The 15085-nt window shown below is 58.5% G+C and carries 12 protein-coding genes and 1 pseudogene; 3 read left to right on the forward strand and 10 right to left on the reverse strand.

Annotated elements, in window-relative coordinates; genetic code table 11:
* Nucleotides 1-43: 43 nt before the first annotated feature.
* The 8 genes and pseudogenes from QM609_RS13005 to QM609_RS13040 form a co-directional block, all read right to left on the reverse strand.
* A complete protein-coding gene (locus QM609_RS13005; RefSeq protein WP_007726615.1) occupies nt 44-970 on the reverse strand; it encodes a glycosyltransferase family 2 protein in 927 nt (308 codons plus the stop codon).
* The gene (locus QM609_RS13010; RefSeq protein ID WP_228232624.1) at nt 960-1292 is read right to left on the reverse strand and encodes a glycosyltransferase family protein; all 333 of its coding nucleotides are present in this window, start codon (nt 1290-1292) and stop codon (nt 960-962) included. The genes QM609_RS13005 and QM609_RS13010 overlap by 11 nt, the downstream gene beginning before the upstream one ends.
* A 168-nt stretch (nt 1293-1460) precedes the next feature.
* Nucleotides 1461-1751: pseudogene (locus tag QM609_RS13015) on the reverse strand (glycosyltransferase); the annotation flags it as partial.
* Nucleotides 1748-2797 carry a glycosyltransferase gene (locus tag QM609_RS13020; protein ID WP_007726612.1) on the reverse strand — a complete coding sequence of 350 codons (1050 nt, stop codon included), beginning with the start codon at nt 2795-2797 and terminating at the stop codon, nt 1748-1750. The pseudogene QM609_RS13015 and the gene QM609_RS13020, both read right to left, overlap by 4 nt.
* Nucleotides 2794-4116, reverse strand: coding sequence for an O-antigen ligase family protein (locus QM609_RS13025; protein ID WP_054187556.1), 1323 nt, complete (start codon nt 4114-4116; stop codon nt 2794-2796). The genes QM609_RS13020 and QM609_RS13025 overlap by 4 nt, the downstream gene beginning before the upstream one ends.
* A 1-nt stretch (nt 4117) precedes the next feature.
* Nucleotides 4118-5260 carry a polysaccharide pyruvyl transferase family protein gene (locus tag QM609_RS13030; protein WP_007726608.1) on the reverse strand — a complete coding sequence of 381 codons (1143 nt, stop codon included), beginning with the start codon at nt 5258-5260 and terminating at the stop codon, nt 4118-4120.
* The gene (locus QM609_RS13035; RefSeq protein WP_007726604.1) at nt 5241-6338 is read right to left on the reverse strand and encodes a glycosyltransferase; all 1098 of its coding nucleotides are present in this window, start codon (nt 6336-6338) and stop codon (nt 5241-5243) included. The genes QM609_RS13030 and QM609_RS13035 overlap by 20 nt, the downstream gene beginning before the upstream one ends.
* A 150-nt stretch (nt 6339-6488) precedes the next feature.
* The gene (locus QM609_RS13040; protein WP_007726602.1) at nt 6489-8009 is read right to left on the reverse strand and encodes a sugar transferase; all 1521 of its coding nucleotides are present in this window, start codon (nt 8007-8009) and stop codon (nt 6489-6491) included.
* Nucleotides 8010-8701: 692 nt separating this feature from the next.
* Here QM609_RS13040 and QM609_RS13045 point away from each other — a divergent pair.
* The 3 genes from QM609_RS13045 (at nt 8702) to QM609_RS13055 (ending at nt 12405) form a co-directional block, all read left to right on the forward strand.
* Complete coding sequence (locus QM609_RS13045; RefSeq protein ID WP_228232621.1) at nt 8702-10351, forward strand: hypothetical protein; 1650 nt, start codon at nt 8702-8704, stop codon at nt 10349-10351.
* Complete coding sequence (locus QM609_RS13050) at nt 10345-11817, forward strand: glycosyltransferase (RefSeq protein WP_081305432.1); 1473 nt, start codon at nt 10345-10347, stop codon at nt 11815-11817. Before QM609_RS13045 ends, QM609_RS13050 begins: the two co-directional genes overlap by 7 nt.
* A 261-nt stretch (nt 11818-12078) precedes the next feature.
* Nucleotides 12079-12405: a helix-turn-helix domain-containing protein gene (locus tag QM609_RS13055; protein WP_228232489.1), complete on the forward strand. Its 327-nt coding sequence runs from the start codon at nt 12079-12081 to the stop codon at nt 12403-12405.
* Here QM609_RS13055 and QM609_RS13060 read toward each other — a convergent pair.
* Complete coding sequence (locus tag QM609_RS13060) at nt 12399-13322, reverse strand: UTP--glucose-1-phosphate uridylyltransferase (protein WP_007726597.1); 924 nt, start codon at nt 13320-13322, stop codon at nt 12399-12401. The genes QM609_RS13055 and QM609_RS13060 overlap by 7 nt on opposite strands.
* 571 nt (nt 13323-13893) lie before the next feature.
* A complete protein-coding gene (locus QM609_RS13065; RefSeq protein ID WP_054187559.1) occupies nt 13894-15042 on the reverse strand; it encodes a cellulase family glycosylhydrolase in 1149 nt (382 codons plus the stop codon).
* Nucleotides 15043-15085: the final 43 nt, after the last annotated feature.

Below are 15085 nucleotides of genomic sequence, written 5' to 3' on the forward strand. Positions count from 1 at the left end.
TCGATCGACTTCGCCGACCTCACGTATGAGCTGACCACTGTGTTCACCCTCGTGTCTCCGAGGTTCCAGCGCCAGACACGATTGTGGACTGCTTCAGACCGCTGTCGCCGATCCGAGCGAGTACCTTGTAGCACGCGGCAACTGCTACCTTCACGCAACCCCGCCAGTACAAACCTTGCGCGAACGACGCTCGTCCCATGCGTGCGTTCGCAGCTGCGGCAACCGCCGATGCGCTCATCAGCCGAACTGGGATCCCCAGATGTCGCGCGTAGTGCCCCCTGATCGATTCCTTGCACAACAGCGATTTCTCAGGAGAACCAATGGATTTGCCTGCGTACATCGAATACACGAGGGAAACGGTGTTGTGTTGAACGACTCGGCCGACGACGGATAGACGAATGAACATTTCGTAGTCGTCGGCGTAACGCTCGACGATCTCCGGTACGTCCAGCGCAATCGCTGCTTCGTAATCGGCACGCCGAACCAGCGCCGCTCCCGGTGGAAACGGACCATACCCTTGTGTCAACAGGGTTCGAGTATTGATCTCGGAGTACGACTGATTGTTCAACCGACTACGCCCACGTGGGAGACTCGCCATCACACGTCCAGCGACGACTGCGCAGTCCGCCTGTGCAGAGAGAATACGCAAGGACTCGTGAATGCCGGGTGCGACCAGAAGATCATCCGCGTCCAGGAACACGATGTACGGTGCCGTGACGAGCGTGGCCCCCCGTCGTCTCGCGAGGTATGCACCCGCATTTGGCTGCGTCAGGACACGTATATCGTGGGCGCGACATAACGCGGCGGTACTGTCTGTGGATCCGTCGTCCACCACGATGACTTCCGAAGCGCCCGCATTGTGCGCGCTCTCGATTGACGCCAAAAGTGTGGCTTCCGCGTTGAAAGCTGGTATGACAACTGCGAATTCCGCACTTGATTGCGTTGTGGGTTCCAAATAGTCATCGGACACGAGGAGTCACCCCTGCTAGAACTCGTCTTTGAACACGGTCGGTTTTTGCGAGAAGCGCAACCCCCAAGGACACCGCATAATCGAGCCACTGCGCCCTGAAGACTGTAATTCCGGTCAGGGCGCGTGATCGCCGCATGTCCCGGTAATGATCCATCATGCCCCGCACCGAACCAGCGCCGGCCGAATCAAAGTCACAGAAGAACTCGGTCCACACGCGCGGTTGCGATCGGACCGCCATCTTCAACAGATACAGTTGGTCGGCACTGAGTCCGAATTCGGTATCGTAACCGCCGATCTCAACATGCAGCGACTTCTCGATCACACATGCTTGATGGGGAATGATGTTTCCACCTAGCGCGAATCGGGACAGACTGAACGGGATACGGCCACCGATTCCGATGGAACTTCCGGAGTCGTGGATGTTGCTCAGCCCGTAACCCCACCGCCAAGAGACGCCCCCTCCTTGATGATCTCGAGAGACTCTCTCCAGAACGTCACATGAATGGAACACGTCGGACGAGTGCATGAACCACAGCAACTCGCCACTCGCCAGTTCCGCACCGATGTTCATTGCGTCATAGCGACCGCTGTCGAGGCCTGTGTTCCACACTAACGAATCACCCAACGAATCAAGGTATTCGACAGTTCCATCCGTCGAACCACCATCGATCACGATGTGTTCGACTCCCTGTGCACTCTGAGCCCGGACGCTCTCGATCGTGCGGACCAGCCCCGAAAGATCATTCCTGGTGATGGTAATGACGGTGACCGATGAAGTCATCGAGAAGCCCCTATCGCGAATGCATAGGCGTCGATGAGTGCTGTACGCGAACTCATGACGTCCACTGTTCGGTTGAAATATTGTGTCTTGGCTTGAACAGTCGTTCGGTAGTCCAGGCAGTCGAAGTAATGTGTGACGGCCATTGACAGAGACTCCGCAGTATTGCCAGCGACTGGATAGCCAAGCGAGACCATACTTTTGATGTCACGACTGATCACCGAGACACCGACCGCGGCGGCTTCCGCAGCGGAAATCGGAGCGCCCTCCCAGGCCGCGGTATGGAGATACAGCGAACTGGCGCGCACTTCATCCAGCACCTGTTCAGCTGGAATCCAGCCCGTCACCCGAACCCCGGATTCCACGAGACTTTCTTTCAACCCGGCTTCGCCGTCTCCTACCCACACGAACTCGAACCTGCTCGACAACCTTGCTGCAATATCGGCGAACAGTTGGGGATCCTTTTGGGGAAATATCCTTCCCACCATCACTACTCGGCTTCTTTCAGCCGATGCTTCCGCTGTCCGAGGGCTGCTTGCGCGCAAATATGCGCCGTGATCGGTCGGGGATACATTGCCGACCACGATGGAGGTGGAGGAGTTCGACAACTCCGTAGTCAACTCGGCTTCTCGTCCACTCACGGCAACAACGCACTGACGCCGAATCGAGAGTAGCCCACGCTCAACGGACTTGTAGAGTACCCGCGCCAGGGGACTGACGTCGGTGCGCTCGAATGCGTAACAGTGTGGGGTGTATACGATTCCAGCTCGGTGCCCCGGGATGATCCGGGCGAGACCGGCAAGACTGGAATGCAGGTGGAGAACATCGAAATCTCCCCGGCGCACCATACGAATCGCGGACAGCAAAAGTGCGGCCAAACTTCCAGGTACCAATGTCACGCTGAGTTCGGAGGGGAAATTGTATGTGCTCTGCCCGGCCCGTTCGCGAGCAATCACGCAGTGATGCATTTCTGGCGTCAACGCCTGATAGTTCAAGATCGCGGTGCTTACACCTCCTCCGAGCGCTTCCGTGACATGCAGAACTTTCATCGCGCACCATCCCTCGTCAGGCCGGCATCAACATGTGAGCTTCGAATATCTTCCATCGCAAGGTCTTCCGTCTCCGAAGTATCAACTGATCTTTTCCGCATACCCGAGGAGCACAAGAGAAGAATGAGAGGGCACAGGAAGGGAAGCAGACCGGTTCGATACGGTTGGATGGGCGCCTCCAGAAATCCCACAGCGACCGTAGTTACGATCAGCGCCCATGCCAAGTATCGATTTTCCACGTCAGTGGTCAGCAACGCCCAGGCCGCAGCGACGACAAGCACGGCAATTCCGAGAAACCCGACGGCAACGCCGAGTTCTAACCAAATGTTGTGCGCGGCATAGTTGGAGGAGAAGCGATACGCGTTATGCTCCGTCCAATAGTTCGCGCCGTGACCAACATTCGGACTCTCCGAAATCAGCTCCTTCGCCCTCATCCACAAAGCACCGCGATAGGTGTAATCGCGGAGCCCGTAAACTCGGAACACTGGCACAAAAGAAATCACCAACGCAACCATCGCAGCTGCCAGAGCCACAACCCGCGACATGCGGTTTCCGATACCGAGGACTACGAGGTAGCCGAGAACCAGACCGATCATCGCTGTTCGACTGCCAGAAATTTCGATCACGATGAGGCTCGCCAGTCCAACCGCCGCAACTGTGATCCAGTGTTGCCGATACACGGCAACGACGCTCAGCAGTGCGACACACAGCCCCAGGAAGTTGCCATTGCCTGTGATCGATGACGTGAGCACTTGGCCCGCCACAGTGCACTTGTCCAACCGACAGGTCTCGACCACAGCCTCAGGCCAGACGACGAAAACCACAGCCATGCTCAGACAAAGCGCAAGCAGACCCTGGTAACAAAGACGGGGCCAGTTCAGTACGTCAACCGAGAGCGCGCGGCACCACAGGAGCGTAGGCACAATCATGAATATCGCTCCGACGACACCGATGTCCACGACCCCGAAGATGAGGATCGGCATGATCGCCACCGCCATGACCAGTATCGCGGGGATATAGGGGAATGAATCTCGGGACCCGAGAGAGGCGATGAAAATCGCGATTCCGATGACAATCGAAGGCACGTAGGAGATCACGAAGACCGCGGAGCCAGAAACTGGAAGGTATAGGGCAAGGACGCTACCTAACACCGCCTTGAAAAGGACCGGCCATATCACCGATACCCAAAACCAGATCCCGATCAGCCCGCTTCTGGTACCTGTTGAGGTTTGACGGCGGGTTGGCAACACCGTCACCCCACGTACACGTGCGATCAGCAAGAGAAAAACACTGGCAAACAACAGGAACGAGAGGTTCATGTCATTGGCCAGCCGTCGGCAGGTGGCATGGCACAGCCAGGGAGCCGAGTAGGCGTTCCCTCTGGGACGCGACGGCCTCGATGCGTGAATCGATCAGGCGCCAGTAAGTGGCTGGATCGTCTCGTATCGATTCCACCGCGTCGAGAACGCGAGTTGCCGAAGTCCGTCGGGCATCGAGAACGTACTGTTCCAACCCCAGATCATGAAATGCTCCCCATGATTTTCGTTCGTAGCCCAGGTGCACACTCGGCTTTCCGGCGAGCAATGCAGACAACGATCCATGCAGGCGTGTACTGACAACGACGCGATTCTCCGCGCTCTCCAGATAGTGCTGCAATGGCTTTGGGGTTCCCGAGGAGTATTTGACGGTGAGTGGAGTGTCATTGTTTCCGCCACCGGTGGACTGAATCGCCCATACAACATGATCTGACCGAGCCAAGTCGGACAGAGTGTTCTCGTAGGATCCAGGGCGGGACAGCTCACGTGCCACGACTACCGGGCCATGCGTGATCTCGATAGTACGAGGTGTACGGACCTCCGCCATCTTGAGAACCGCCAGATCCGAGATTCGTTCGACATTGGTCAGGTCGGCGAACAATTCCCGTGATCGATCGTCACGAACGAGCACCTGATCCATCGCCTTCAGTGAACTCGCGATACGCCGACGGAGAATGTTCGGGAACGGACCGATACTCTGCGGCAGATAGATCTTGCGCGCACGACTTCGTGCGGCAAGATCGAGTTGACCGAAATGCGCCCCCGCAGTTTTCAGGGCCTCGGAAACGGACGAACCCCGAAGGTATCCGCCCCCGACAGCGACTATCAAATCCGCTTGCTCGAACAGTATCCTGACAGGTGCCGGCCCGCCGGTGACGGTACTGGCCAGCATGGAAACACGTACGGATGCCTTCTTTTTCGGGTTCGGAATCCATGCCGACGTCCACTGATGAAACTTGACATGATCCGCCATCGGATGGTGACGGAACGATTCGGCATCAGTGGCAATCACGTCGACGACAGAATCCGGCCACACCGATCTCAGCAATTCGAGTGTTTCCTCCACCAGCAACCGGTCGCCGGAGTTTTGAGCACTGTATGCGTGAATGACCAGGATGCGCGGGTGGTCACGACTGTATTCGGGCAACGATCTCACTCCTGGTCGTCATGGTTCGGGACGCCTGCAAACCCATTGAATAGGCGAAATCTCGGTACTCGTCACTCGATACGACGCCGAGGGCGGACCGAAGGCTGGCCGCGCCGGTAAATGTGAGCACCGGCCCGGAGGTTCGCAGATCCTCGAATGCAGGTAGATCGGCAGCAACAACCGGCCGGCCGCGCGCCCACGCCTCCCATACGAACACAGGGTTGAGTTCGTTTCGGCTGGGCATAAATGCCGCGTCTGACCAATCCAGATAGGGCACAACGTCATCGACGCGTCCTACTAGTTCCACCGTATGCGAAGAAGACTTCGTACTGCCGAACCGCCGTTTCAGGTCTTCTTCTTCCGGTCCTGATCCCAAGATCTTTATTTCACACGGAATCTCGATATCTGACAGCAGTTCGGGAATACGATCGAAGCCCTTCTGCTTGGATAGACGGCCACAGGCCAGGAGCCGTAGCGGTGCCCCCGAAGATTCACGACGAATGGTTTCTCTCGAGTCAACTCGGATCAAGTTCGGCTCGTAAACAAGCCGAGCGTGCGGTCCGTAGCGTCGCTGACGAATCTGACTCACGGCTGATTCCGAAGGCGCGGTGATCAGCTTTGCGTGCCGAAGTGCTTTGCGAACGAGCATGTTCTCGACCAGGGAGAAAACGCCAGTTTCATCCGCACTCGGCAACTGATGGAAGGTCGCAATCAGCTCACCCGGAAGACGTTTGAGCAAACTCGAAACGCCGAGTGCGACATGGCTACCCCTCATCAGTGAATAGACCACATCCGAATGCTGTAGATGTGTTGCTATGGCTCGACTGGCTCCGACCAGTCCGCCAGGACTCCTTGGATAGTCGAGCATGACGAACTCGTCTGCGAGGTCCGCAACCTCGTTGAAGTCTCGGCATCCTGCAAACAAAGTGACCACGGTCGTATGTGTGTCGGTAAGCCCGCGCAATAACCCGCACAATGACTTCTGTGCACCCCCACCTTCCAACCAGGGCGCCACAACAAGCAACGACTTCAACTTTGGCGGTTCCGACACAAACTTCTCCTGGTCAATTTGCTCCATCACTTCCCAACATCGCCTTGAGCACCTTCGCGACGATCGTGTTCTCGCTCGTCATCGACCAGTTGTCGACGTACGAAAGATCAAGGGGAGCTATGCCTTTCCACCGAGAACATCACGAACTGAAGTCGGTCCCGAATCCGCATTCACGTCTCAGTACGCACCGTCGCTGGCCAACACCGCTTTCAACGTTTTGCCGACGATCAATACATCACCCATCAGCGACCAGTTGTCGACGTACGAAAGGTCCAGTCGTACAGTCTCTTCCCAAGAAAGGTCCGATCGTCCACTGACCTGCCACAATCCTGTAATCCCCGGCTTGACAAGAAGTCGGCGACTGACAGTTCCGTCGTAGGCCTCGACCTCGCGGCGAAGCGGAGGCCTGGGGCCGACCACGCTCATCTCGCGCCGAAGAACATTGACGAACTGTGGCAGCTCGTCAATCGAGTAACGGCGCAAGAAGCGCCCGACCGGTGTAACGCGCGGGTCGTCGCGCATCTTGAAGAGCACACCGGCGCCGTCGTTCTGGGCCATCAACGACTCCACCTGTGAGTCTGCGTTCTGGACCATCGAACGGAACTTCAGCATCGGGAATGGTTTGCCGTCCAGTCCCATTCGCTCCGCTCGATACAACACCGGGCCCGGGCTCGAGAGCTTGACCGCCAGAGCCGCGGCCAGGAGAACAGGTGCAATTGCTGCCAGTAACAATGACGCGAAAATTACGTCGAACGACGATTTCGCAAAGCGTTGCGCACCATGATATTTCGGTCGCTCGACGCGTATCAAAGGCTGACCGGCCACCGGCCGCATCGACAGGCGCGGCCCCGACACGTCGACGATACTTGGCGCAACGACCAGATCTACGTCCCGCGATTCCAGATCCCAGGCAAGTGCACGGATGCCATCCGAGCCGAGATGTTCGGTTGCCGTCACGGCAACGGTGTCTGCGCCGACAAGTTCCAGCGCTTCGACTACCGATGTCTCACCACCGAGGAGCGGTATGTCACGCCCGTCGACTGCGATGGACTCGTCCGCGCGCCGAAGGAACCCCGGCACACACACTCCCACCACGCGGAAACCGTCTGCGCTACCCCGCTCGAAGTTTCGTGCAAGTTCAGCGCCGGCATCCTTGCTGCCCACCACCAGTACCGATGTGAGGCACTCACCGCGAGTACGCCTTCGCACGATCACCCCACGCCAGAGCCAACGGCTCACCAGTAGCGCGAGAAGGCCGACAGGGAACGCGAATGCGAGGTAGAGCCGGGCGATATCGAGACGAAGCAGAAGGCTTACTATCGCAATGACGCCGAACAATCTCATCGCGGACACCAGGATTCGCCGATACTCCTCAGGACCGCTTCCGATCACACTCGCAGATCTGGTCCTGAATATCTGCAACGTCGCCAGCCACGCGATCACCACGCCGATCGACAAACCGGTGTAGCTGAACTGCCCGAGCTCCCGAGCGTCGACGGCGGTCGGCGCGGCGCCGAATCGAAGCCACTGCGCAGCCGAAACCGCCGCTACGACAATCAGCGAATCCGTCACTGCCAGAGCACGTATGTATCGATGCTGCCACGCAGCACGCGAGGAAAACTCCGCACGGGAGTCCGGCACGATGCGCGGACGCCGATACCCGAGCGACGGCGCCATGGACATGTCCAATGCCGACATCTGACCAACCTTCCCGTTTGCGAGCCGCCAGGCCCCGACCGTTCTTCGGAATTTCCCGTTTGCACCCGAATGCTTCAGGCACAGCTAAAGATGGAGAAGAGCAAATGTTCCGCTTAGGTATCGGCAACATTGCAACTCGATAATCCGGAGGCATTGCACGTGCCGCGTGAGTACTATGAGAACATCTCCAAGGCCGGAGTTCAATTCGAATAATGTTGCAGGTCAAGACTCTAAGCGGCAATTTTTCTTCCCAGCACACACCCAAAGAATGTTGGACGATCGTTCACGTTCAATCGTCGCAATGTCACGGTGCCATTTACGCTGTAGTTACCCTTTAGTAGCTATAGTTCAGCTATTGAGTGAATCCGCGGAATCGTCGAGGGCTTAGGTCCCGACGACTGCAATAGCTCACAAAGCGGACATTGCCTCTCACTGCTGACCACAGTTCTTTCGCATGGGTAACTGGACCCGAATCCACGCAACCGAGAACCGTCCCTGCACGCCGGGGACCTATGTCCCCGTAGGTCGAATCCGCCGGACCTGATTGAACTTTCTGCAATCCGCAAGTGAATTGCCCTTCGATATGGAGTAATTCGGCAGACCCGAAATCTCGTCATGCCATCCGGCCAACCCAGACCCGCACTGGGTACCGAAAAAAAGATTTCAAACTTCCCACTATGTGAGATGTGAGCATGTGGGACGTTCCGGCCGGCCTGCTCGGAGACTGGCGCTTCGACGTGGCGAGGGCGATATGTCTCGATCAAGTAATGTCTGCATATGGCGCCGGACCGATGGCGATGGTCGGCAGTCCCCAGCGGTGCGCAGCCTCGAATCGCACGCAGATGTCGGGTAGCAAGCGAATGGAACTGGAAATGTTGAAGATTCGTGAGATCCGCTCCGAGTCCGGGATCATTCCTCGACTCGCAGTGCGGTGGTTGATGATCGCGCTCGCCACGATCTTTGCATTTTGGCCCACCTGGACCAAGCTTTGGCAGAGCACGGCCAGCGGAACTGCCATCGGCTACGTCTTCGCTCTACCGCTCTTGTGCCTGGTTGCAGCCGTCGGAACAGACTTGAGGCGCGGCCCGGAGCTTCCGATTCACGATCGTGAGACCGACAAGATAGTCGGCTGCATCGGTCTCTTCGTCGCGTTGGGACTTCAAGCGCTCCTGCTACCGCGTTTCGCCGAGACCTACGAACTGATGCATATCGACGTCATCGCAGCCTGGGTATTCGTCTGGAGCGCAGCGGTTCTGATGTTCGGCCTCCGTCCGGTCAATCGGTACTGGGCAATCTGGGTGGTCCCGATCATCTTGGCGCCGCTGCATTACCGCGCCATCGCGACCGAAATGGGCGGAACTCGTTTCGACTACAGCGTCCTCATGGTGCTTGTCGCGTCTGCCGCGACCACGATCGCCGTCAGTAGAACGTGGAGGCGAGGGGCGATCGCCTTCGTCGCCGCGACGGTGCTCGGTGTGGTGATTCTCTACTTCACGATTCAGACGTATCCCGCTGCTCCGCTTTTCGCCGTGCAGTTGTTTCCGGCACTCGGAACCGCAATCGTCGTCGGCGGTGCCTTCTATCTGTACGAACGCCGGGGTAAGTCGCTCAAACCGTTCGACCGACCACTCCGAAAGCCTTCGACAGCCACAAGCAACTGGACCATCCTCGCGGTGTTTGCCGCCGCAGTGCTGATGTTCTTCACGCCGCTGCCATCGACAAGTTTGACCGTCAACGTCGGTCCGCCCCCGGCTACTGCGGATCCTCGACTTGTCGTTCCGCTGGGCTGGCATCAGATTGGAGCATCCGAATACGACTGGCCCCGTCGCTACTTCGGCAGCACCGCCGAACTGAGTCGTCAGACCATTCGGGCCGACACTCCGAATCCCGCTTGGGACTCACAGATGCGGCCTCGCACGGTACAGATTGACGTCGTCCAGGTCCGTCGACCCTCCACGCTCGCCGTGTATCCCAGCAAGACCACCTACGACCTGGAGAACGCGAGAGTCAGCCCGACGGTCACGCTGGAGCTGCCGCACGGGATCGTCGCCGAGATGTACACGATCGTCGACGACGCTCTCCTTCTCACATGGAGCAATCTCAATTTCGTCTGGACGCGGGGCGACGGAGCAGCGCAACGAGTCAGCCTGATCAGCGTCGACAATCACGAACCCGACGCCTACTTCCCCGAACCGAAGCCGTCGATGGCGTCCAACGGTAGCAATACCCTCGCCGTTCTACTGCGTGGTGAAACCTCGACCGAAGACACCGAATCCGAGTACAAGGACCTGGACATGCTCGAAGCACTCGCTCGACTACTCGTGGAGGCTCAGACGTGGTGAACGCAAACCGAAGCCAGTCCAACAGTGTCGTGGTCAGCGGTGACCCGGATACAGCGGAGTACCGCGAGGCCGCCCTGCACGATGCAGTGAACGGTCTACGCGAGCGCCATCCGATCTCATCCGCCTCCGTGGCCTTCTATCCGTGGCAGCGAAATACGTTGTTGGCAGGCTTTGCGCTGGTCGTCGTCAGCCTCGTGTTCTTCCTCGTCCCGACTCTCATCGCGCTGACATTGATCTGCACCATTGGATACATCTGGGCGATGGTCGACCGTCTGATCTTGTTCACGAGGGGTCTCGATGCGTCCTCGATCATGACGATCAGTGACGAAGAGGCACTTGCTCTTTCATACGACGACCTTCCCACCTATACCATTCTGGTCCCCGCATACAACGAGCCTGAAGTCGTCGGCGACCTCATCGCAGCCATGCGAGCGATCGAGTATCCGGCAGACAAGATGCAAGTCCTTCTCCTACTGGAGGAAGACGACGCCGTCACTATCGAAGCTGCACTTGCCGCCGGTGTGGACGAGGTCGTCAGCATTCTGAAGGTGCCCGCGGCCGATCCACGAACCAAACCGAAAGCATGCAACTACGGTCTGCATTTCTCGACGGGCGAGATCGTCACGATCTACGACGCCGAGGATTCCCCCGACCCACTCCAATTACGTCGAGTAGTCGCAACTTTCGCGAAACTTCCCGAGAACACTGCTTGTGTTCAGGCCAAACTTGCATTCCACAACGGAACTCAGAACCTGTTGACCGCGTGGTTCACCGCCGATTACGCGCTGTGGTTCAGCTTCATCCTTCCTGGATTGATGCGGAGCAATTCACCGATTCCTCTCGGCGGCACCTCGAATCACCTACGCCGTAGCGTCCTCGACGAGATCGGGGCGTGGGATCCTTTCAATGTCACGGAGGATGCGGACCTCGGCGTGCGGATTGCAGAGAGCGGATATCGCACCGCGGTCTTGAATTCCACCACGCTCGAAGAAGCCAACAGTGACACGATCAACTGGATCAGACAGCGCTCGCGTTGGTACAAGGGCTATTTGCAGACGTGGCTCGTCCACATGCGCCAACCCGTCAAATTATGGCGAGGATTGGGTCCGATCGGCTTTCTCCGATTCACGATTCTCATGGCCGGCACACCTTTGGTCGCCACTTTGAACATGGTGTTCTGGCTCATCAGTCTGGACTGGATTCTCGGACAACCTGAAGTGATCCACCAGGTCTTCCCCAACTATGTCTATTTCCCCGCGTTGATCTCTCTGGCATTCGGTAATGCCGCTGTTCTCTACATGAACCTCGTGGCGTGCCGAGAAACGCGAAACGCGATGCTCCTCCTCGCCTGTCTGACTGCTCCGTTGTATTGGGTGCTGATGAGCATCGCGGCGATCAAGGGGACCTACCAATTGATTCGCAACCCGTCCTACTGGGAAAAAACCTTCCACGGTCTGAACACGTGACAACGCAACCCTCACGTTCTACACAGGTGTGAGTTATGTCTACTGATCCGCCTCACCCACAATTTCACCCGATTTCGGGTTTCACCGGAAAACGCACAGCTAGATGGTTGCGGTAAACACACAATCCAGTCACAAAACTTAACTACCGGTACGCGAGAACTGCGGTGATTGGTTGCCGAATGATCACAGATCAGCCGTCGAGCGCCTTACGTGTCGAGACGGCGCTGGCTTACCGCGCAGCACTCAGGCACTATGACCGGTATGAGCGGTTTTTCGGAATGGGTGAAGCATCAACTGGAACTTCGCCAAGAAACTGACGTAGCCGATGCTGCGCGTGCGCTGGGAATACGCCCCTCCGAACTCGGTCGGTGGCTGTCCGCGAAACGCCCCCCCACGCAGGACACGATCAGAACTGCTTGCCGCGTCTTCGACGTCCACGTCCAGGAAATTCTTGTCGCGGCGGGCTACATGACACCTGACGAGTCGGGTCTGGACGACAAGCCGATTTCGCTGTCGTCGCTCAGCACGCAAGATCTCCTCGATGAGCTGGCGAGACGCTCCGCGTCGCATAGCCTTGCAAGTCAGTAGGTCAGCTGCGGATCCGGCTGATCCAATCGTTCCTTGAGCCAGACTCGCAACTCCGGTCCGTACTCGGTGCGACTGAGCGCATGGTCGAGAGATGCTCGCAGAAAGCCTCCCGGGTTACCAAGATCGTGGCGGGTTCCGTGATGGACGACGACGTGAACCGGATGCCCCTCCGCGATCAACAGCGCTATCGCATCCGTCAGTTGTAGTTCGCCACCCTGCCCGGGTGAGATTCGTCTGAGCGCGTCGAACACGGCGCGATCGAGAAGGTATCGTCCGGCCGCGGCGAGAGTGGACGGAGCATCCTCAGGAGCCGGCTTCTCAACCATGCCGATGACGGCAAGCACATCGGGATCGCTGCCCTCCACAGGTGTTTGGACGTCGAATACTCCGTAGGCCCCAACACGATCGGGCGCGACGTCGAACGCGCACAGCACAGAACCACCACGCTCGGCACGTACCTTCGCCATCGCGTCGAGAATGCCGCAGGGGTGGACCAGATCGTCGGGAAGCAGCACCGCGAACGAGTCCTCGTCCGCGTCCAGCACCGATTCGACCAGACCGACAGCGTGTCCCAATCCCAGCGGAGACTCTTGCACAACCGGCTCCACCGAGATCAGGCCCGGAGCCCGACGCACACGTTCGAGTAGATGGTGCTTCCCGCTGGCGGCGAGCTTGCCCTCGAGCACCAGGTCCTCGACGAAATGCCCGACGACCGATGCCTTGCCCGGCGCAGTGACGATCACCAGACGTTCCGCGCCTGCTTGCGCCGCTTCGCTGGCGACCAGCTCGATCCCGGGTGTATCGACCACGGGGAGCAACTCTTTCGGAACCGTCTTGGTGGCCGGGAGGAAACGAGTCCCCATTCCGGCAGCCGGAACCACAGCAGTCTTGAAAGGCCGTTCAGCGCACCCAGTCATCGTTCACCTCTCCGCTCACGCGATGTTTCACACACTTACCGTTACGCGCATGCAGCGGTCGTCCCCTCATTTCGACGACCGAAGCTCACACCGCATGTACAGCCTGCGCACAAGGTCTACCGGGCGGCCGATGCCGCCGCAAGTTGACTCGAACTCGGAATTCGTTGCGCGCGAGAGCTACACACCACCCCTCGATGTCACTTCCACGAGGGGCGCGCCGCACTCCGCGCACTACCCGTTACCGCGGCGAACGGTTGTGATCGTATTTCGACGTTGACCACGGCGGGACGTAGCAACTGACCAAAGAGACAGGTACGACACAACTTCCGAACTCAGCGCCTCAACCGGACCGTCCCCAGCCGACCCGGACGTAGGTCCTGGAGGCGTCGCATCGATGGTCCCGTGCGACTTCACCAGCCTTCAAGTTCGGTTATCCACAGGTGAATGCCACTGAATACCATTGAATACGAACGAAATACGATCATCACGCCGCAACACCAGGTTCAGGTTGTTATCAAATCGTGACCATACTCCCACTGGGCGGAACTCCCAGTGGACTACTCGCAGTGTCCTAACTTGCCAGTGAAGCAATTACGTCGAAGAGTGGATCGTCAGGCCCGATATCCATCGTGCATTCGTTCGGCCGTGGATCCGGCACGAATGCCCACAGGAGAGCTCCGGCCGTACCGGCCACCTTCTGCCCCGTCAGCTTCGTCTCGATATTCGTGGCTCTGGTCGCCAGTGATTCACAACTGCCTGCCAATTCGCCTGTCTCGGCGACCAACAACGGCTTCCCGACGTTCGCGGCCTGTTCGATGCGACGCGCCAGTCCGTTCCACTGGTCGCCCGGAAGCGGAACCCCGTCTGCTCCGTAGTCGTGATACTGCAGAACGTCGACGAAGTCGGACTCGCTCACGTACTGGTAGTCGTCACCCGCAGTGCCGCACTGACCGCCCCCGACGTATCCGGCCGTGATCAGGGTGTTCGGATCGATCGCCCGAAGTTCGGCGCCTGCCGTGTCGAAGAACTCCCGCAACACCTGCGCGGAATCAGACGGGCACGTTCTTGTCCACCAATTGCAGGCGGCATCGGTACACAGGCTCGGTTCCGGCTCCCCCACCAATTCCCACGCCGCGACGGAAGGCTCGTTCTTCCAACGGTCGACGGCGGTGTGCATCCAGTCCTGGAAGCTCATGGTGGCTCGACCTGGGATCAGGTTCGCGACCTTCCACTCGTCGGTGTACCAGTCCCTGGATTTGAACAGCCCGTCATCACACCCGCTGTCCTGGGGTGAGAGCACCGGAATCGTGAACTGATTGTGTCGCGCCGCAGCGTCGAACACCGCGTCCATCGGGCCGAAATCCATCTCCCCGGACACCTTGTTCACCGCGAGCGCCTGGAACGCGTTGAAACGCGTGACGGAGTTCGGTGGCAGAGAACCGAAGTAGGCATCGAGATCGACCATGGCGCCACAGCCGAAGTTCACCGACCAATCAGTGGCCAGTTGATAAGCATTCAGCCCGGTAGGCCACCATGGCTGTCCGTCGAGCGTCAGTCCGCTCGACGACGCTCCCACCCGAACCGTCTTGGGCGAATCGGCAACCACCGGCGTCGTGAACATTCCTGTCACCACCGCGACGGTTGCAAAGCTGACTACAGCGGCAGCGATACGGCGACGCACTGTGCCAGGCACACGCGGACGCACTTCTTCAGAAGACATCTACAACCATCCACGTCATACGGACAATCCTCCCACACGAATT

Source organism: Rhodococcus sp. IEGM 1302 (genome assembly GCF_030056935.1).
Lineage (GTDB): Bacteria > Actinomycetota > Actinomycetes > Mycobacteriales > Mycobacteriaceae > Rhodococcus_F > Rhodococcus_F qingshengii.